Source organism: Delftia sp. GW456-R20 (genome assembly GCF_001622915.1).
Taxonomy (GTDB): domain Bacteria; phylum Pseudomonadota; class Gammaproteobacteria; order Burkholderiales; family Burkholderiaceae_C; genus Comamonas; species Comamonas acidovorans.
Genome location: NZ_LWCN01000004.1, coordinates 1,314,644 through 1,333,987 on the forward strand (window position 1 = coordinate 1,314,644; position 19,344 = coordinate 1,333,987).

General features: G+C 66.9%; 18 protein-coding genes. 2 read left to right on the plus strand and 16 right to left on the minus strand.

Features of this window, described 5'->3' with window-relative positions:
* Positions 1 to 51: 51 nt before the first annotated feature.
* The 7 genes from ccoG to A4F85_RS11315 form a co-directional block, all read right to left on the minus strand.
* Complete coding sequence (gene ccoG, locus A4F85_RS11285; RefSeq protein WP_013803227.1) at positions 52 to 1,506, minus strand: cytochrome c oxidase accessory protein CcoG; 1,455 nt, start codon at positions 1,504 to 1,506, stop codon at positions 52 to 54.
* A 77-nt stretch (positions 1,507 to 1,583) separates the two neighbouring features.
* A complete protein-coding gene (gene ccoP, locus A4F85_RS11290; RefSeq protein ID WP_012204626.1) occupies positions 1,584 to 2,501 on the minus strand; it encodes a cytochrome-c oxidase, cbb3-type subunit III in 918 nt (305 codons plus the stop codon).
* Between the two features lie 27 nt (positions 2,502 to 2,528).
* Positions 2,529 to 2,666 (minus strand): cbb3-type cytochrome oxidase subunit 3, encoded by a 138-nt coding sequence (locus A4F85_RS11295; RefSeq protein ID WP_012204625.1) that lies wholly within the window; start codon positions 2,664 to 2,666, stop codon positions 2,529 to 2,531.
* Between the two features lie 11 nt (positions 2,667 to 2,677).
* Complete coding sequence (gene ccoO, locus A4F85_RS11300) at positions 2,678 to 3,310, minus strand: cytochrome-c oxidase, cbb3-type subunit II (protein WP_012204624.1); 633 nt, start codon at positions 3,308 to 3,310, stop codon at positions 2,678 to 2,680.
* Positions 3,311 to 3,329: 19 nt separating this feature from the next.
* Positions 3,330 to 4,766, minus strand: a complete 1,437-nt coding sequence (gene ccoN / locus A4F85_RS11305) for a cytochrome-c oxidase, cbb3-type subunit I (RefSeq protein WP_063326627.1) — start codon at positions 4,764 to 4,766, stop codon at positions 3,330 to 3,332.
* Positions 4,767 to 4,829: 63 nt separating this feature from the next.
* The gene (gene ccoS / locus A4F85_RS11310) at positions 4,830 to 4,967 is read right to left on the minus strand and encodes a cbb3-type cytochrome oxidase assembly protein CcoS (protein WP_013803228.1); all 138 of its coding nucleotides are present in this window, start codon (positions 4,965 to 4,967) and stop codon (positions 4,830 to 4,832) included.
* Positions 4,968 to 5,130: 163 nt separating this feature from the next.
* Entirely contained in the window at positions 5,131 to 7,566 is a 2,436-nt protein-coding gene (locus A4F85_RS11315) for a heavy metal translocating P-type ATPase (protein WP_063326628.1), read from the minus strand.
* 116 nt (positions 7,567 to 7,682) lie between these two features.
* Here A4F85_RS11315 and A4F85_RS11320 point away from each other — a divergent pair, with 116 nt between their 5' ends.
* Positions 7,683 to 8,126 carry a universal stress protein gene (locus A4F85_RS11320; protein ID WP_012204620.1) on the plus strand — a complete coding sequence of 148 codons (444 nt, stop codon included), beginning with the start codon at positions 7,683 to 7,685 and terminating at the stop codon, positions 8,124 to 8,126.
* A 108-nt stretch (positions 8,127 to 8,234) separates the two neighbouring features.
* Here A4F85_RS11320 and A4F85_RS11325 read toward each other — a convergent pair whose 3' ends face one another.
* The 4 genes from A4F85_RS11325 to A4F85_RS11340 all read right to left on the minus strand — a co-directional run bounded on the left by A4F85_RS11325 (position 8,235) and on the right by A4F85_RS11340 (position 13,082).
* Positions 8,235 to 9,788 carry a malonate--CoA ligase gene (locus A4F85_RS11325; protein ID WP_063327962.1) on the minus strand — a complete coding sequence of 518 codons (1,554 nt, stop codon included), beginning with the start codon at positions 9,786 to 9,788 and terminating at the stop codon, positions 8,235 to 8,237.
* 43 nt (positions 9,789 to 9,831) lie between these two features.
* Entirely contained in the window at positions 9,832 to 11,019 is a 1,188-nt protein-coding gene (locus A4F85_RS11330) for a CaiB/BaiF CoA transferase family protein (protein ID WP_063326629.1), read from the minus strand.
* A 162-nt stretch (positions 11,020 to 11,181) separates the two neighbouring features.
* Positions 11,182 to 12,150: a Bug family tripartite tricarboxylate transporter substrate binding protein gene (locus tag A4F85_RS11335; RefSeq protein ID WP_063326630.1), complete on the minus strand. Its 969-nt coding sequence runs from the start codon at positions 12,148 to 12,150 to the stop codon at positions 11,182 to 11,184.
* 182 nt (positions 12,151 to 12,332) lie between these two features.
* Complete coding sequence (locus tag A4F85_RS11340) at positions 12,333 to 13,082, minus strand: enoyl-CoA hydratase/isomerase family protein (RefSeq protein ID WP_012204616.1); 750 nt, start codon at positions 13,080 to 13,082, stop codon at positions 12,333 to 12,335.
* Positions 13,083 to 13,121: 39 nt separating this feature from the next.
* Between A4F85_RS11340 and A4F85_RS11345 the strand changes: the two genes are divergently transcribed.
* Positions 13,122 to 13,838, plus strand: coding sequence for a GntR family transcriptional regulator (locus A4F85_RS11345; RefSeq protein ID WP_013803234.1), 717 nt, complete (start codon positions 13,122 to 13,124; stop codon positions 13,836 to 13,838).
* Between the two features lie 12 nt (positions 13,839 to 13,850).
* Here A4F85_RS11345 and A4F85_RS11350 read toward each other — a convergent pair whose 3' ends face one another.
* The 5 genes from A4F85_RS11350 to A4F85_RS11370 form a co-directional block, all read right to left on the minus strand.
* Complete coding sequence (locus A4F85_RS11350) at positions 13,851 to 15,005, minus strand: esterase-like activity of phytase family protein (RefSeq protein ID WP_016445191.1); 1,155 nt, start codon at positions 15,003 to 15,005, stop codon at positions 13,851 to 13,853.
* A gap of 127 nt (positions 15,006 to 15,132) precedes the next feature.
* Positions 15,133 to 16,131, minus strand: coding sequence for a Bug family tripartite tricarboxylate transporter substrate binding protein (locus A4F85_RS11355; RefSeq protein ID WP_012204613.1), 999 nt, complete (start codon positions 16,129 to 16,131; stop codon positions 15,133 to 15,135).
* Positions 16,132 to 16,227: 96 nt separating this feature from the next.
* A complete protein-coding gene (locus tag A4F85_RS11360; protein WP_043819465.1) occupies positions 16,228 to 17,673 on the minus strand; it encodes a malonyl-CoA decarboxylase in 1,446 nt (481 codons plus the stop codon).
* A 229-nt stretch (positions 17,674 to 17,902) separates the two neighbouring features.
* A complete protein-coding gene (gene lgt / locus A4F85_RS11365; protein ID WP_231890526.1) occupies positions 17,903 to 18,748 on the minus strand; it encodes a prolipoprotein diacylglyceryl transferase in 846 nt (281 codons plus the stop codon).
* Positions 18,749 to 18,809: 61 nt separating this feature from the next.
* Complete coding sequence (locus tag A4F85_RS11370) at positions 18,810 to 19,274, minus strand: MarR family winged helix-turn-helix transcriptional regulator (protein WP_013803237.1); 465 nt, start codon at positions 19,272 to 19,274, stop codon at positions 18,810 to 18,812.
* Positions 19,275 to 19,344: the final 70 nt, after the last annotated feature.

The window sequence follows — 19,344 nt, forward strand, 5'->3', positions numbered from 1 at the left end:
CCTCTTTCTTTCAGGCGGCAGGCGCGGACCGTGCCACGCCTGCCAGGAACATCACCGGGGCACCAGGAAGACGGCCTTTTCGGACGCGCGTCCCGCGCCCGAATGCACGGCATCGATATCGAAGAATACGGTGTGCGAGCCCGGCTCGGCCGAACCGTAGGGAATCTGCAGTCGCGCCGCAATGCCGCGCGTCTCGGCCGGGCCGACCTCGACTTCCTGCTCGGACGCCAGCTCCAGCCCATCGAGGCCATGGGCGCTGATGCGGTAGCGCTGGGCCTGCTCGGTGGCATTCATGATCTGCAGGCGGTAGACATTCTCCAGCTTGCCGCCAGCCACGATGCGCGACAGCGAGGCGCGGTCGCGGATCACGTCCACCTTGACCGACTGGCGCAGCGCCAGGCTCACGATCATGGCCACGCTCAAGCCGATCAGCACGGCCGAGTAGATCAGCACGCGCGGACGGAAGATGCGGCGCAGCACCTGGGCACGCCGCCACAGGCCGGCCATGGCGTTCTGCGTGGTCAGGCGGATCAGGCCGCGCGGGTACTCCATCTTGTCCATGATGGAATTGCAGGCGTCTATGCACAGGCCGCAGCCAATGCATTCGTATTGCAGACCGTTGCGGATGTCGATGCCCACGGGGCAGACCTGCACGCACATCTTGCAGTCGATGCAGTCGCCCAGGCCCTGGGCCTTGTAGTCCACCTTCTTGGTGCGCGGTGCACGCGGCTCGCCCCGGCCCGTATCGTAGCTGACGATCATGGTGTCCCGGTCGAACATGGCGCTCTGAAAGCGCGCATAGGGGCACATGTACTTGCAGACCTGCTCGCGCATGTAGCCCGCGTTGCCATAGGTGGCAAAGCCGTAGAACAGCACCCAGAACATCTGCCAGCTGCCCTGCAGCGCCAGCAGCTCGCCGCCCAGCTCGCGGATGGGCACGAAGTAGCCCACGAAGGTGAAGCCGGTCCACAGCGCAATGGCGATCCACAGCAACTGCTTGAGCGACTTCTTCCAGGCCTTCTCGAAGGTCCAGCCGTTCTTGTCCAGCCGCATGCGCGCGCTGCGGTCGCCTTCGACCTTGCGCTCCACCCACATGAAGATCTCGGTGTAGACCGTCTGCGGGCACGAGAAGCCGCACCACAGGCGCCCGGCCACGGCCGTGAACAGGAACAATGCCAGCGCCGAGATGATCAGCAGGCCCGCCAGGTAGATGAAGTCCTGCGGGTACAGCACCAGCCCGAAGAGATAGAAGCGCCGCGTTCCGAGGTCGAACAGCACCATCTGGCGCTGGCCCCACTCCAGCCAGGGCAGGCCGTAGAAAACCAGTTGGGTGAGAAACACCAGGGCCCATCGCCAGCGTGCGAAGACACCGCTGATGGAGCGCGGGTAGACCTTCTTTTCCGACTCGAACATCGACACCAGCTCGCCCGGATCAGGCGTGGCCGGCGTGATCGGAATGACTTTGCGGGGAGGCTTCCCGGTGTCATCCCCGCTCTCGGGCTTCATGGTGGGTTCCTTTGTTTTTTTGAAATATCTGAAAACTCAAAACGCAAAAAGGCGGCGCCGCAGCGCCGCCCCTGTGCTTACTGACGGACTGCGCCGTCTTTGTGCGACATGCCCCAGACATAGGAAGCAAGCACCGCGATCTGCGCCTCGGTCAGCTTGTCCTTCTGGGCAGGCATCTCGTTGTGCTTGCCGTTGTTGATCATGGCCGTGATGGCGGCCTCGCCCCAGCCGTGCAGCCAGATGTCATCGGTCAGGTTGGGCGCGCCCAGAGCCTGGTTGCCCTTGCCGTCCATGCCGTGGCAGGCTGCGCAGGCCGTGAACTTGGACTTGCCCAGCGAGGCCTTGAGCGAGTCGTGCGGGCTGCCCGACAGGCTCAGCACATAGTGCGAGAGATTGCGCACATCGTCGGGCGTGCCGACGGCAGCGGCCATGGGCGGCATGATGCCGATGCGGCCGCCCGTGATGGTTTCCCTGATCTTCTCGGGCGTGCCGCCATGCAGCCAGTCGCCATCGGTCAGGTTGGGGAAGCTCTTGCCGCCGCGTGCGTCCGAGCCGTGGCACTGTGCGCAGTTGTTCATGAACAGGCGCTCGCCGATGGCCATGGCCTGGGGGTCCTTGGCCATGTCTTCGGTGCTCATGCTCGTGAACTTGGCGTACAGCGGCTCCAGGTCCGCGCGGGCCTTGGCCATCTCGTTTTCATAGGCGCCCAGCTGCGTCCAGCCCAGCTTGCCCGCGAACGAGCCCAGGCCCGGATAGGCCGCCAGGTAGGCGAAGCCGAACACCGAGGTGATGATGAACAGCCACATCCACCACTTGGGCATGGGGTTGTTCAGCTCGCGCAGGTCCTCGTCCCAGACGTGGCCCGTGGTGTTGTCGGCCGATGGGACCACCTTCTTGCGTGCGGTGAGATACAGCAGCAGCAGGCAGCCGATGATGCCGCCCAGCGTGATCGCCGTGACATAGATCGACCAGAAGTTGTTTACGAAATCGCTCATGGGAAGTTCTCGTTCTGGTGGAGGGACTCAGTCTTGCTCGAACGGCAGCTGGGCGGCCTCGTCGAAACGGGCCTGGTTGCGGCGGGCGAACGCCCACCACCAGATGCCGATGAAGCAGGCCAGCGAGGCCAGCGTGGCCACGATGCGCATGGTGGTGATGTCCATGTCGCTCTCCTTTACTTGACCGAACGGCCCAGGACCTGCAGGTAGGCGATGACGGCGTCCATTTCCGTCTTGCCCTTGACCTGCTCGGCAGCGCCGCTGATTTCCTCGTCGCTGTAGGGCACGCCCACCTTGCGCAGCGCGCTCATGTGCTGGGCGACCACGGTGTCATCCACCTTGTTCTTTTCCAGCCAGGTGTAGGCAGGCATGTTGGACTCGGGCACCACGTCGCGCGGGTTGTTCAGGTGGATGCGATGCCATTCGTCGCTGTACTTGCCGCCCACGCGGTGCAGGTCGGGACCCGTGCGCTTGGAACCCCACTGGAAGGGGTGGTCATAGACGAACTCGCCAGCCACCGAGTAGTGGCCGTAGCGCATGGTCTCGGCGCGGAAGGGGCGGATCATCTGCGAGTGGCAGTTGTAGCAGCCCTCGCGCAGATAGACGTCGCGGCCCATCAGCTGCAGCGGCGTGTAGGGCTTGAGGCCCGCCACCGCTTCCGTGGTCGACTTCTGGAAGAACAGCGGAACGATTTCCACCATGCCGCCGACGGCGACCACCAGCAGGGTCAGCACGATCAGCAGGAAATTGTTGGTTTCCACCTTCTCGTGGGAAAAGCTCTTGGGAGCGCTATTGTTGTGATCGGACATGAGTAATGCTCCTAGACGCTCAGGCGTGGGCCACGACGGCAGGCACGGCCACCTTCACCGAACGGCCCGAGATCGCGGTCTTCCAGGTGTTCCACAGCATGACCAGCATGCCGCCCAGGTACAGCAGGCCACCGGCCACGCGGATCACGTAGAACGGATAGCTGGCCTTGACGCTTTCGACGAAGGTGTAGGTCAGCGTGCCATCGGGATTGACGGCGCGCCACATCAGGCCCTGCATCACACCGGCGATCCACATCGCGGCGATGTACAGCACGATGCCGATGGTGGCCATCCAGAAGTGCAGTTCGATGGCGCCCACCGAGTGCATCTTGGTCTTGCCGAACAGGCGCGGGATCAGGTAGTACAGCGAGCCCATGGTGATCAGGCCCACCCAGCCGAGGGCGCCCGAGTGAACGTGGCCCACGGTCCAGTCCGTGTAGTGCGACAGCGCGTTGACGGTCTTGATGGACATCATCGGACCTTCGAACGTGGACATGCCGTAGAACGACAGCGACACGATCAGGAAGCGCAGGATGGGGTCATCGCGCAGCTTGTGCCATGCGCCCGACAGCGTCATCACGCCGTTGATCATGCCGCCCCAGCTGGGAGCCAGCAGGATCAGCGAGAACACCATGCCCACGGACTGCGTCCAGTCGGGCAGCGCGGTGTAGTGCAGGTGGTGAGGACCCGCCCACATATAGGTGAAGATCAGCGCCCAGAAGTGGACGATGGACAGGCGGTAGCTGTAGACCGGACGGCCAGCCTGCTTGGGGATGAAGTAATACATCATGCCCAGGAAGCCTGCGGTCAGGAAGAAGCCCACGGCGTTATGGCCGTACCACCACTGCACCATCGCGTCCTGCACGCCGGCGTAGGCCGAGTAGCTCTTCATCCAGCCGGCCGGAATGGCCGCGCTGTTGACGATGTGCAGCAGTGCCACGGCGATGATGAAGGCGCCGAAGAACCAGTTGGCCACGTAGATGTGACGGACCTTGCGGATGCCGATGGTTCCGAAGAACACGATGGCATACGAAACCCAGGTCACGGCGATCAGCAGGTCGATCGGCCACTCCAGCTCGGCGTACTCCTTGCCCTGGGTGTAGCCCAGCGGCAGGCTGATGGCGGCGGCGAGAATGACGATCTGCCAGCCCCAGAAGGTCAGGCTGGCCAGCTTGGGCATGAACAGCCGCGTCTGGCAGGTGCGCTGCACCACGTAGTAGCTGGTTGCGAACAGCGCCGATCCGCCAAAGGCAAAGATCACGGCGTTCGTGTGCAGCGGACGCAGGCGCCCGTAGCTCAGCCATGGAATGCCGAAGTTGAGTTCCGGCCAGGCCAGCTGCGAGGCGATCAACACCCCGACAGCCATGCCTACCACCCCCCAGACGACGGCCATGATAGAGAACTGCCTTACGACGGAATCGTCGTAATAGACAGCGTTTTTATTTGAACTATCCATCGTGCACCCCTTAGATTGCTATCAAAGTGTTACGTTCTTCGCTCCCGGGCGTGTTGACCCACGTCAATCGTCCCGAAGAATGCGCTCACCCTCTTGCTCCACACTCTCGAACTGCCCGCGATACACGGCCCACCACAGGGCCGCAAGGATGGCCAGCACCAGCACCACCGACAGCGGGATCAGCAAATACAAAATATCCATGGTCAGTTCCCCGTGGCGCTGACGCGCCACGCCTTGCCCCCAGAACGGGCGCGATCCAGCTCAGTGACACCGAGCAAGAGCCGCCTCGCGGCGAAGGTGTCGTTCCCCTCCCGCGAAGCGAGAGAGGGGGAAGCGGCGCAGCCGCTCAGGGGGTGTATTTCCATCAGAACCTCCCCACCGTTGCGGTGGAGCCCGTCTTTATCGCGACGGACGCTGCGGGCGCAGCAGGCGTGCCCGTGTGTTTCGTTGCAGCCAGTGGCAGGCTGCGCGCAAGGCGCGCGGCATTCATCACCACCAGCAGCGAACTCAGTGCCATTCCCAGGCCGGCCACCCAGGCAGGCATGAAGCCCGCCAGGGCCAGCGGAATCGACACCGCGTTGTAAGCGGCTGCCCAGGCCATGTTCTGGCGCACCACCTGCAGCGTGCGGCGCGACAACAGGCATGCCTGGAGTACCAGTTCCAGGCTGTCACCCAGAACAACGAAATCTGCGCGCGATTGTGCCAGGGGCACTGCTCTACCAAACGCAAAAGAGACATGCGCTCCAGCTAAAACTGGGCCGTCGTTGAGGCCGTCGCCCACCATGGCCACATGGTGGCCGGCAGCCTGCGCCTGCTGCAGGCGCTCCAGCTTGTCCTGCGGGCTGCAGCCGCCTTCGGCCTGGGTGATGCCCACGCGCGCCGCCATGGCGCGGGCCGCGTCCTCGCGGTCGCCGGACAGCAGCATCACCTGTACGCCATGCCGGTGCAGCGCCTGCACCACGGCTGCGGCCTCGGGCCGCACGTCCTCGCTGAGGACGAAGCGGGCCAGCGTGTGCCAGCCCTGCGAGGTCTCCTCGGCCAGCAGCACACCCTGCACGGGCTGCTCCCCGGCCAGGCCTGCGTGCAGGGCCGAGCCCAGCCGCAGATGGCGGCGCGCGCCGGGGCGCTGCACCCAGGCGTCCAGGCCCAGGCCGGCCATTTCCTGCATGGTGTCCAGCTTCCAGTCGGTGGCGGCATCGGCGCCGGCCTGCGCAATGGCGCGCGAGGCCGGGTGGATGGACTGGCGCGCCAGCAGCGCCGCCAGTGCCAGCACTTCGTCGGCGTCTTCGCCCGCAGCAGGCTCGAAGGACGACAGGGCCAGGCCATCGCGCGTGAGCGTGCCGGTCTTGTCGAACACCAGGGTGTCCACGGCGGCCAGCGCCTCCAGGCCCTGCAGGTTGCGCACCAGCACGCCGCTGCGCGCCAGCGTGCCGGCGGCAGTGAGCATGGCCACGGGCGTGGCCAGCGACAGCGCGCAGGGGCAGGTGACGATGAGCACGGCCACCGCCACCATCATGGCCTTGCCGGGATCGGTGGGCCACCACCAGATGGCGGCGCCCAGCGCAGCCAGCAGCACCACGACGAGAAAGGGCCGCGCCACCTTGTCGGCCAGTTGGGCCAAGCGCGGCTTTTGCAGCGAGGCGCTTTCCATCAGGCCCACGATCTGGGCGAAGCGCGTATCGGCGCCCACGCCATCCACGCGCACATCGACCACGGCATCCAGGTTGTAGCTGCCGGCCGTGACGGTATCGCCCTCGGCACGCAGCACGGGCGTGGACTCGCCGGTGAGCAGGGCCTCGTCGGCATGGGTGCGGCCGCGCACGATGGTGCCGTCGGCCGGGAAGGCCTCGCCACTGAGCACGCGCACCCGGTCGCCCGCCCGCAGGCGGCGCGTGGCCACGCGCTCGAAATGGCCGGCTGCGTTCTCGCGCAGCACGGCATCGGGCAGGCGGTTCATCACGGCTTCCAGTGCGCCGGCTGTGCGGTCGCGCAGGCGCAGCTCCAGCCAGCGGCCGGACAGCAGGAAGAAGACGAACATGGTCAGCGAGTCGTAGAAGACTTCCTCGCCGAAGGGACCCGAAGGATCGAAGGTGCCCAGCGAACTGATCACGAAGGTGATCAGCATGCCCAGCGCCACGGGCAGGTCCATGCTCACGCGGCGCTGGCGTATGTCGCGCAGCGCGCTGGAGAAGAAGGGGCCGCAGCAAAACAGCACCACGGGCAGCGAGATGACCCAGGAGGCCCAGCGCAGCAGCGTCTCCATCTCCTGCGACAGGTCGCCGGGGCGGGCCACGTAGGCGGGCCACGCATACATCATCACCTGCATCATGCAAAAGCCGGCCACCAGCCAGCGCCACAGCGCCCGGCGGCTCTCGGCCTGGCGACGCTCGCGCGCAAAGGCATCGCGTGCGGGAAGCGCCTGGTAGCCGGCGCGCCGCACGGCCTCCATCCACTCGGAGGGAAGCACCTGCGCGTGGCGCCAGGTGACACGGGCGCGGCGCGTGGCAGCACTGACTTCGGCCTTCTCCACTCCGGGCACGGCACGCAGCGCATCCTCGATGGTCAGGGCGCATGCGGCACAGTGCATGCCTTCCAGAACGACGTGCGAATCCCAGGCGGGAAAGTCGGTAGGTTCCTTGGAAGGGTCGGCGGGAGTTGCGGGGCCTGCGGGCCGTCCGAACGAACTCCACTCCTGCGGATCATCCAGCAGCCGGGCGGTGGCCTGCTGCGAGGGCGAGGGGCCTGAATCAAGCGCCGCCACTGCCGCCTCGCTGGATGGGGCTATCGTGGTGTGGGGCATGGTTCTTAGCGTAATCGGGCCGCATGATAAGCGTATTGACATTAATCAACCGTTAACTCATGGTTGGGTCTATGCTGACTTCATCCCATCCATCAGCACACACGAAAGGAGCACGCATGTACAACCGCATCCTGATCGCCACCGACGGTTCCGAGCTTTCCGACAAGGCCGTGGACAGCGGGCTGGGCCTTGCCGCGCTGTGCGGCGCCAGCGTCGTCGTCGTCCAGGTGGTGCAACACTATCCGCGCAGCTACTTCGAGGGCGGCGAGACCGTGGACCTCAAGCAGATCGAGCGCATCGAAGGCCAGTGGACTTCCAACGCGCAGACCGTGCTGGATGCCATCCATGCCAAGGGACAGGCTCTGAAGGTCAACGTGACCACCGAGATCGTCAAGTCCGACCTGGTCGCCGAAAGCGTGATCGACGTGGCCAAGCGCCGCGACTGCGATCTCATCGTCATGGCCTCGCACGGACGCAAGGGCCTGCAGCGCCTGCTGCTGGGCAGCGAGACGCAGCATGTGCTCACGCACACCCATATCCCTGTGCTCGTCCTGCGTTGAAGGGTAGCGGCAGCCTCGGCGGCCTCCACACAAAAAAAGGCATCGGCGGCGCCGATGCCTTTTGCTTTTTCAATCAGGCCAGGGCGCAATCCGCACCCTGACGCCAACTCAGGCGAACAGCTGCTTGTGTTCGTCGCGCAGCAGGTTCTTCTGCACCTTGCCCATGGTGTTGCGCGGCAGCTCCTGCACTACGAAGCAGCGCTTGGGAATCTTGAAATTGGCCAGCTGGCCCTTGAGCGCATCGACCACCGCCTGGGGCTCCAGGGCGGCCCCGGGGCGCGGCACGACCACGGCCACGCCCACTTCGCCGAAGTCCGGGTGCGGCACGCCGACCAGGGCGCTTTCGGCCACGCCGGGCAGCTCGTTGATGAAGCCTTCGATCTCGGCCGGATAGACGTTGTAGCCGCCCGAGATGATCAGGTCCTTGCTGCGGCCCACGATGCTCACATAGTCCCGCTCGTCGAGCTTGCCCACGTCGCCCGTGCGGAACCAGCCATCGGCCGTGAACTCCTCGGCCGTCTTCTCGGGCATGCGCCAGTAGCCCTTGAACACATTGGGGCCACGCACCTGGATGTTGCCGATCTCGCCCACGGGCACCTGCTCGCCTGCGTCGTCCACGATGCGCACGCCCACGCCGGGCAGCGCAAAGCCCACGGTGCCGGCGCGGCGCTCGGACTGGCCGCCGTTGTGCGCGTCGGCGCGGTAGGGATTGGAGGTCAGCATGATGGTCTCGCTCATGCCGTAGCGCTCCAGGATGACGTGGCCGGTGCGCTCCTGCCAGTCGCGGTGCGTCTCCACCAGCATGGGGGCCGAGCCCGAGATGAACAGCCGCATGTGGGCCGCCGCCTCGCGCGTGAGCCGCGCGTCCGCCAGCATGCGCACGTAGAGCGTGGGCACGCCCATGAAGACGGTGGCGTCGCGCATGCGCGAGATCACCGTGCCGGGCTCGAACTTGGACAGCCAGATCATGGGGCTGCCATTGATCAGCGCGCCGTGGATGGCCACGAACAGGCCGTGCACATGGAAGATGGGCAGCGCGTGGATGAGCACGTCGCCGTCCTGCCAGCCCCAGTAGTCCTTGAGCGTCTCGGCGTTGGACAGCATGTTGCCGTGCGTGAGCATCGCCCCCTTGCTGCGGCCCGTGGTGCCGCTGGTGTAGAGGATGGCGGCCAGGTCGTCCTCGCCGCGCTCCACCACCTCATGCTCGTCGCCATGGTGGGCCGCGCGTTCCAGCAGCGTGCCGCTGCGGTCGTCGCCCAGGGTGTAGACATGGGCCACGCCCGAGGTGAAGGCGATCTTGGAGACCCAGCCGAAACTGCCTGGCGCGCAGACCACGACGGCTGGCTCGGCATTGCCCACGAAGTATTCGATCTCGGCGCTCTGGTAGGCAGTGTTCAGCGGCAGGAAGACGTGGCCGCTGCGCAGCGTGGCCAGGTAGAGCATCAGCGCCTCGACCGACTTTTCCACCTGCACGGCGATGCGGCTGGCGGGCGGCAGTTGCAGCGACTGCAGCAGGTTGGCCATGCGCGCGCTGCCACGGTCCAGGTCGGCCCAGCTGTAGAACAGGCTGGCGCCGTCCGCGCCTATGGCCTCTACGGCCCACTTCTGCAGATCCTGGGGAAAGGCGGCGCGCAAGGCAGCGAACAGATTGCGGTTGGTCATGGCTGTGAAGAAGAAGGAAGAGTCCGCGGGAAGCAGGGAAATCTCAGGCACGTTCATGGTTGGGCGAAGACTGCGCCACGGACAGCTCGCGCAGGATGCGCTCGCGGTCCGCGTCCAGCGCGGGCGGCTGCCTGCGCACCAGGGGCTGATCGCACGCGGCCAGCAAGGGGTTGCCCGCCACGCGCAGCGTCTGGCCACCGGGGGCCTGCACCTGGGCCAGCATGCCGCGCTCGCGCACCTGGGGGTGCTCGACGACATCGGCCACGCTGTTGTACTCCCCCGCCGGGATGCCATTATCAGTGAGCAGGCGCAGCCAATGCGCCCTGGGACTGTCCCGCAGGCGCGCCTCCAGCGCGGCCTTGAGTTCGGCCTGGTGCTCGCAGCGCAGGGCATTGCCGGCAAAGCGCGCGTCCTCGGCCAGTTCGGGCAATTGCAGCAGGCTGCACAGCTTGCGGAACAGCGCATCGCTGCCCACGGCGATGACGAACCAGCCGTCCTGCGCCGTGAATACATCGAAGGGTGCCATGGACGGATGCCGCGTACCCATGGGCCCCGGCACGCTGCCCAGCGCGCCGAGCCGCGCCACGGGGTTCTCCAGCAGGGCCACCTGGCAGTCGAGCATAGAAACATCGACACGCTCGCCCTGCCCCGTGCGGGCGCGGCGCATGAGTGCGGCCTGCGTGCCGATGACGGCGTACAGCCCTGCGCCCAGGTCGCCGATGGACACGCCCACGCGGCAGGGCCCGGCACCCGGGTGGCCGGTCACGCTCATCATTCCGCTCATGGCCTGCACCACCATGTCGTAGGCAGGAAAGCCGCTGTAGGGACCCGTCTGGCCAAAGCCAGAGACCGACGTCATCACCAGCCGGGGATGGCGCGCATGCAGGGTCTCCCAGCCATAGCCGAGCTTGTCCATGGTGCCGGGGCGGAAGTTCTCGACCAGCACATCGGCGCCTTGCAGCAGGCGCTCGAAGACCTCGCGGTCCTGCGGCTGCTTGAGGTCCAGCGCAATGGATTCCTTGTTGCGGTTCACCGACAGGAAATAGGCCGACCCTCCGTCCACAAACGGCCCGATGCCGCGCGCATCGTCGCCCGTGCCGGGCTGCTCCACCTTGATCACGCGCGCGCCCAGGTCGGCCAGCATCTGAGTGCACATGGGGCCGGCCAGCACGCGCGTGAGGTCGATGACGGTAAGGCCTTCCAGCGGCAGGCCCGTGGCTTGTTCATTCATAGGGATTTCCATATCGTTATCTATTGCTTGATGCGACACCCACAACCTGTGGGACCGGCGGGGCCCAAGACCAGGACACCGAGGAAGGGCCGCTCCCGCACCGAGGGTGTCGTCCCCCCGCGAAGCGAGAGGGGGAAGGCGTGTGGCGCCTCAGGGGGTGTCTCACTGCAGCCCGGCGCCGGAACGCTGGGTCAGGGCCTTGGACTCCTGCCCTTCCTTGAGGGCCCAGGCGCGGAATTCTTCTAGGGATGCCGAGGGCGCGGCCAGATTGCCCTGCTTGGCCAGCCTGGCCTTGACATCGGGGTCTTCCAGGGCCTTGGTGCTGGCATCGAACAGCTTCCTGGCCACCTCCTCGGGCAGGCCCGCCGGTGCGAACAGCCCGAACCAGAAGGTGTAGTCAAAGCCCGGCATGCCGGACTCCTTCATGCCCGGCAGGTCGGGGAAGAGCGGCGAACGTTCTGCCGTGCTCACGGCCAGCATGCGCAGCTTGCCCGCCTGGGCCAGCGGCAGCACCGAGGGCGGCGTGCCGAAGGTCAGGTCCACATCGCCGGCGGCCACGGCCTGTATCGATGGCGCACCGCCCTTGAACGGCACATGCAGCATGCGCAGCCCACCGCTGGCGCCCGCGAACGACAGCGTGGCTAGGTGCGTGATCACGCCTGCGCCCGAGGAGGAATAGCTGAGCTTGTCGGGCTGGCTGCGCGCCAGCGCCACCAGATCGCCCACGCCCTGGCCCGGAAAATCCTTGCGCACGGCCAGCAGCATGGGGGCCGAACTCCAGCGCGTGATGCCCGTGAAGTTGCGCGCGCCGTCATAGCGCGCGCTCTTGTAGAGCAGCTGGTCCGAGCCATAGATATTGGCGCTGCCCAGCAGCAGCGTGTAGCCGTCGGGCGCTGCACGCGCCACATGCTCGGAGGCCAGCGTGGTGCCGGCGCCCGGGCGGTTGTCCACCAGCAGGGGCTGGCCCAGGATCTTGCCGACCTTGTCGGCCACGATGCGCGCCACCGCGTCGGCGCCGCCGCCGGGCGGAAATCCCACGACCAGCGTGACGGGCCGGGCGGGATAGGACTGGGCCATCGTGCCACCGGCCAATCCGGCCAGCAGCAACGACAGTGCAAAACGCTTGAACATGGCTTGTCTCCTGTTTATTGATACCCCCTGAGTCGCTGCGCGCCTTCCCCCAAAGGGGGACGACACCCTCGGTGCGGGAGCGGCCCTTCCTCGGTGTCCCCGAGTTGGGCCGCGCCGGTTCCGTGGGCTGTGGGCGGTAGGCAGCACCACGGGCAATCTGCGTGTATGCGGGAGGATGCGGTTCAGCGCCCCTTGAACTCCGGGCTGCGCTTCTCGCGCCAGGCCCGGCCGCCTTCCTGCAGGTCTTCGGAGGCGATGCTGCGCTGCACCTCGCGCGTGATCTCGGCCACGTCATGGCGGCCGCGCGCGATCAGGTTCAGGTGCTTTTTCATGCCGAACAGGGGGATGGGCGCCATGGCGGCCAGCGTGCCGGTGAGCTGCTCCACGGCCGCGGCGAAGGCGGCGGGATCGGCCAGATGGGTGAGGAATCCGCAGGCCTTCATCTCCGGGGCCTGGATGCGCTCGCAGGTCAGGAACAGCCGCTTGGCCGTGTCCAGGCCCAGGCGCGAGACATAGCGCTCCAGCCCGCCCGCGTAGAAATGCAGGCCCAGGCGCGCGGCCGGCATGAACATTTCGGCCGCCGTGCTGCCCACGCGAAAGTCGCAGGCCAGGGCCATGTCGGTGGCGCCGCCGTAGACGCCGCCGTGGATGGCGGCCACGGTCACGGCGCGGCATTGTTCGATGGCGTCCACCATCTCGCCGAAGCTGCTGCCCTCGGTCTGGCTGCCCTGGATCTCTGATATATCATAACCACTGCAAAAGTACTTGCCTTCGCTGCGCAGCACCACCACGCGCACATCGTCGCGGTGGTTGATATGCTCCATGTGCGCGACCAGCGCGCCCAGGTCTTCCGGGGCCAGCTTGTTGGCCGCTTCGGGGCGCTGCAGCGTGATGGTGGCCAGGTGATCCTGGATGTCGAGTCTGGGTGTCATATGTATCAGTCAGTCAATCAGATATATTTGAATTAGAAAATGCTTCCAGCCAAGCAGCCATTGGAGAAAACCCCGGCCACGTCCAGCCTGCAGGAGCGTATACGGCAATCGCTGGAAGACGAGCTGCGCTCGGGCGCCATGCGGCCCGGCGACGCCATCGACGAGCCGGCCCTGTGCGAACGCTTCGGCGCCTCGCGCACCCCCGTGCGCGAGGCGCTGCTGCTGCTGGTGGCCAAGGGGCTGGTAGAGATCGTTCCGCGCTCGGGCATCTATGTGCGGCGGCTGGATGCGCGCGAGCTGGTGGCCATGATGGAAGGCCTGGCCGAGCTGGAAGGCGTGCTGGCACGGCTGGCTGCCACGCGCATCCATGCGCAGCTGCGCGAGCGGCTGCAGGCGGCGCTGGCGCACACCGCTGCCTGCGCCCAGGCGCAGGATGCCGAAGGCTATGTGCAGGCCAACATGCAGCTGCACGAACTGATATACGAGGCCAGCGGCAACGACTTCATCGTGGAGCAGACGCGGCTGCTGCGGCTGCGCATCACGCCCTACCGGGGCCGCATGTTCGAGAAACCCGGCCGGCTTGCGCGCTCGCAGCAGGAGCACGCCACCGTGGTGGCCGCCATCTGTGCAGGCCAGGCGGAGGTGGCCGCCGAGGCCATGCGCCAGCACATCTGCGCAGGCGGCAGCGCCTTCACCGACATGGTGCTGGGCGCGCCCGCGCAGGCGGGGTACGAGCGCCCGCGCAAGTCAAGGTAGCCCGAAGAGGGCTCAGGGCCGCACTTCGAAGGCCAGGAACTGCGTGACCTGGTTGTCCGCGAAGTTGTTGTCGGCCACCAGCACCAGGGTGCGGTTGCCGTTGGCCAGGCGCGGACCCCAGGAGATGCCTTCGATGTTGTCCAGCTTGACGCCCTGGTAGGTCACGGGCATTTCCAGCAGCAGCTCGCGCTTCATGGGCTTGTAGCTGGCGCCCACCAGGCTCTTGAAGCTGCGCACGTCGGTGGTGTCGGGCTCGATGGTGGCGCGCGTCAGGCGGATGGTGTTGCCCACGCCATCGGCAAAGGCGCGCTCGATGGCGATGAACTCGTTGTTGGAGACCGCCAGCAGCTCGGGCAGGCCGTTGTCCGGCGGAAAGCTGCCGCTGGCGGCCTTGTCCAGGGGAATCTTCGGCAGTTGGTAGGCGTACTGCGCGCCCGACTTGCCCGTGGCCGGATCGAGCTTGAGGACGCGGATGACGCTGCCCGCAGCCAGCGTGGTGAGGGGGCCGTCTTCCACCAGCGCATCCTCGTTGGCCGTGAACACGCTGCCGTCGGGCGTGACGGCCAGGGCCTCGAACAGCTTGTTGTTGCGCCCTCCGCTGGTGGTGTTGTCCACGTAGTTGAAGGCCGCAGGCGTCTCGAAGTCGCGCACGAAGCTGCCGTCGACCCTGATCTCGCGCACAAAGGGCTGGAACAGGCTGGCGGGGTCGGTGCTGAAGTTGCCCTCGCTGGATACGTAGAGGTTGCCGTTGGGCGCCACGCGGATGCCTTCGGGGTCCACGGTGCGGCGCGTGCCGGGCAGCGGCTGGCCGTCGCGGCCCTTGAGCGTGACCATCTTGCGGATAGTCACGGCCTGGATGGCCTTGTCATCGAACTGAATGCCCAGGTTGTAGAAGCGCGGCGTGCCACGCTCGCCGCCGCGCTCATCGGAGATGGCCCAGTAGCTGCCATCGGGCGCGCGGTCCAGGCCGGAGATGCCGCCGAACTCCACGCCGTCGAACAGTGTCTTGGTCTTGATGCTGTAGTCGCCGATCAGCCGCAGCGAGCCGATGGTCTCGGGGCCGTCGTCGCTGCCGCCGCAGCCTGCCAGGCCCGTGGCCGTGCCGAAAGCCAGGACCAGCGCGAGCAGCACGGATGCGGGCGAGCGGACCTTGTCTGCCTTGTTCATATTCCCTCCCAGGATGGATCTCAGAAGGGATGGACCGTAGCCAAGGCCCGTGACAGGGTGGTGACATGCACGCGCATGCCGCCGCCCTGCCCCTGCCCTGCCCCTGCCCTGACCAGCCCCTCGTCCGCTACTCCAGCTTGGCGCCCGAGGCCTTGACCACCTGCGCCCAGCGCGCGATCTCGCCATGCACCATGGCCGCGAACTGCTGCTGGTTCATGCCGCCGTAGTCGGCGCCGTTGCGCGCCCAGATGGACTTGATCTCTTCGGCCGAGCCTATGCGCTGCACCTGGTCGATGACCTGGGCCTGCACGGCCTGCGGCGTGCCCTTGGGCGCCCACAGGCCGTACCAGGTCGTGACCGTGTAGTCGGGCAGGCCGGACTCGGCCGCGCAGGGCACGTCGGGGAAGGCGGGGTTGCGCTTGTCCCCCGAGACCATCAGCGCGCGGATGCGTCCGCTCTTGATGTGCTGGGCCGACGAGCCCAGGCCGTCGAACATCATGTCCACATTGCCGGCGATCAGGTCCTGCAGCGCCGGGCCCGCGCCCCGATAGGGAATGTGGGTGATGAAGGTGTTGGTCTGCAGCTTGAACAGCTCGCCGGCCAGGTGGTGCGAGGTGCCCGCGCCCGCCGAGGCGTAGTTGAGCTTGCCCGGCCGCTTGCGCAGGTCGGACAGCAGCTCCTGCACGGTCTTGTGCGGCACGTTGCGCGGGTTGACCACCAGCACCTGTGGCACGCTGGCCAGCAGGGCCAGCGCGATGAAGTCGCGCTCCAGGTCATAGTCCAGGCGCGGGTACATGGACGGCGCAATCACATGGTGGGTGCCGCCCATGAAGAAGTTGTAGCCGTCCGGCGCCAGCTTGGCCGCGTAGCTGGCGCCCAGGGTGCCGCCTGCGCCGCCGCGGTTGTCGATCACCAGGGTCTTGCCCGCGCTCTTGGCGAACTGGGCCGAGAACGGCCGGGCAAAGGCATCGGTGCCCCCGCCGGCCGGAAACGGCACGACCAGGTTCACGGGTTTGGACGGCCAGTCCGCCGCCGCGCGGGCTGCCATGGGCAGGGCCAGCGCGGCCATCGAGGCCCCGGCTGCGCGCAACACCGCGCGCCGCCCCGTGGGGTGGGAAGCTTGCATGACTTGTCTCCTTGTCGCCTCTTTGAGGCTGTCTTCGTTGTCAGGCGCAGCAGTCCCTGTGCAAGAAAAGGGGCACGGCCTGCGCCGCGCCCCTTTTCATTTGCACAGGGCTTCGATGTCCGAGGACACCGGTATGCGGCCCTGCGCCAGCAGGCCGCGATGCTTGTCCAGGCGCTTGAGGTCGTAGAGGTAGTTGACCATCAGCCCCAGCGACTGCTTGAGTCCCTTGGCCGACAGGTCGGCCGCCCAGTTGAGCCGCTCCACGCGCGCCCCGTTGCCCAGGTGAAAGCGTGCCACCGGGTCCAGCGGCCGGCCCTTGGCCGTCTCGCGCCCCAGATAGTGGGCGGCGCAGAACAGCAGTGCGCGGCGCACGGGTGCGTCGGGCTTGAGATCCTGCGGCGCATCCAGCGCCGCCAGCAGGTGCTCGGCGCCCATGCCGCCGGCCTTGAGCTCGAAGGCCTTGCGCTGGCGCTCGTCCATCTTCTCCAGGATGGCATCGCCGTGCTTGGCGATCCAGGCACGCAGGCCCGGAATGGGAGACAGCGTGGCGAAATGGCGCAGCCGGGGGAACTCGCCCGTCAGCGTCTCCACCACATGCTTGATCAGCGAGTCGCCAAAGCTCACGCCGCGCAGGCCGGCCTGGGTGTTGCTGATGGAGTAGAAGATGGCCGTGGTGGCGCGGCCCAGATCGGCGGCCGCCGCCGTCTCGTCCAGCAGCGGGGCGATGCTGTCGGACATCCGGTCCACCAGCGCCACCTCCACGAAGATCAGGGGCACGGTGGGCATGCGCGGGTGGAAGAACCCGTAGCAGCGACGGTCGCTGTCCAGGCGGTTCTTGAGGTCGGCCCAGCTGCGGATGTCGTGCACGGCCTCGTACTGGATGAGCTTTTCGATCAGCGAGGCCGGCGAGTCCCAGCTCAGGCGGCGCAGCTCCAGCAGGGCCACGTCGAACCAGTTGGCAAACAGATGCTCCAACTCGGCGTCCAGCGCGGAAAAGCGCTGCTGCTCCGCCTTGGGCAGGGCCAGGAGTTCGGCGCGCAGGTCCACCAGAAAGCCCATGCCGCCCTGGGGCTGGGCAAAGCGCTGCAGCAGCCGCGTGCGCGGCGACATCAGCGCGCGGCGCAGGTCCATCTCGGCCTGGCCGCGCTCGGCATCGCTGGCCGCCGTGTCATAGCGCTTGCGCGCGGCCATCAGGGCTTCGGTATCGGGGCCGAACTGCTCGACGATCAGCGCCCAGAAATCCTTGTGCGCAGGCAGCTCGGCCTGGGCGTACCAGTCCATGAGCAGTTGCGCATGGCGGCCGCCCTCGACATCGCTCAGGCCGGCGTCGGCGGCAGCCTGCAGGTCTTCCATGAGCTTGCGCAGCTCGCGCGGGGACAGCACTTCCTGGCCGCGCCGCAGGGTGGCCTGCAGGCGCTGTGCCGTGCCGCGCGGCGCGGGTCCCTTGGCTGCCTCGCCCTCGGACTTTGTTGCAGGCGCAGCCGCATCGGTGCTGCGAAAGCGGGACACATTGCGGGCAATCCAGTCAGTAGCCAGACCCATTCAGAAGTTCCTCCATGTCAAGCGGTCACGAGACTGTCATGCCGCCAATCGGCCAATGACAATCTTTTACTGCTCACATTATGAGAGTCTGCACGGCAGACCGTGTACGCCGATGTCGCGTTCTTGTCTTCGGGCTATCCCCATGCATGCCCCTGTCCCCTCTCCCGTCAACCTTGCACAAAAAAAAGCGGGCACCAGGCCCGCTTCGTATCCGTGCGTACCGCCGGCCTCAGGCCGGCTTGCCCGCCTGGGCAGGATAGGCCGGGCGCCCCGCGGCCCAGAACCACATGGCGATGCCGCCGATCACCATGGGCACGCACAGCCACTGGCCCATGCTCATGCCCAGCGACAGCAGGCCCAGGAAGTCATCGGGCTCGCGGAAGTACTCGGCAATGAAGCGGAAGGCTCCGTAGCCAACGAGGAAGACCGCCGCCACCTGGCCCGGCTTGTGCTCCTTGCGCGCATACAGCCACAGCAGCACGAACAGCAGCAGGCCTTCCAGCAGGAACTGGTAGACCTGCGAGGGGTGGCGCGGCAGCATGGAGCCGCTTTGCGGGAAGACCATGGCCCAGGGCAGCTCGGGGCTGGCGAAGCGGCCCCACAGTTCCCCGTTGATGAAGTTGCCGATGCGGCCGGCCGCCAGGCCCGTGGGCACGCAGGGCGCGACGAAGTCGGCCACCTCCAGCCAGGAGCGGGCCCGCGATCGCGCGAACCAGACCATGGAGGCGATCACGCCGACCAGGCCGCCATGAAAGCTCATGCCGCCCTGCCAGACATAGAAGATCTCCAGCGGGTGGCTCAGGTAGTAGCCCGGCTTGTAGAACAGGCAGTAGCCCAGCCGGCCGCCGACGACGACGCCGAGCACGCCCAGGAAAAGAATGTCTTCCACGTCCTTGCGCGTCCAGGCGCGGTCGCCCTGCATGCGCACGAAGGGCGGGTGGCGCAGCCTGCGCGTTCCCAGCCAGAGGAAGAGGCCGAAAGCGGCCAGATAGGTCAGGCCGTACCAGTGCACGGCGAGGGGCCCGATCTGCAGGGCCACGGGATCGATCTGCGGGTACATCAGCATGGTCGGCATTGTGCCGCAGCGCCGCATGGCCGGCGCCGGCCAGGGGTTGGAAAGCTGGCGGCGCGGCGGTTCAGCCCGGCTGGCTTTCCTGGATGGCCATGAGCTTGTCCAGGGCCGCGAACAGATGGCGCTGCTCGGTGGCGGTCAGAAGTTGCTCCAGCTCGTCTTCCAGTTGCACCACCACGCCCTCGGCCCGCGCCTGCAGCGCGCTGCCTTCGGCCGTCATGTGCAGCTGCTGCAGCCGGCGGTCGCGCGGATCGGGCTGGCGCCCGATGAGCCCGCGCTGCACCAGGCGCTCGACCACCGGCACCAGGTTGGAGGGCGAGATGTCCAGCGCCTCGCCCAGCTGGCGCAGGTAGATGCCGGGATTGGAGTGGATCAGCACCAGGATGGAGAACTCGCTGGGCTTGAGGTCCAGTTCGGCCACGCGCCGCGCGAACAGCTTGTGGATGTGGATTTCCGCGCGCGTGAGGCGGTAGCCCAGGAAACGCTGCAGGCGCGACTGATCGACGGCGGGTTCGGAGGAGCTGTCCATGGACACGGATCTGGAAGAGGAAGAAGGCACACCGAGGCAAAGCCGCCCCGGCGCCTGCGGATCTTCAGGG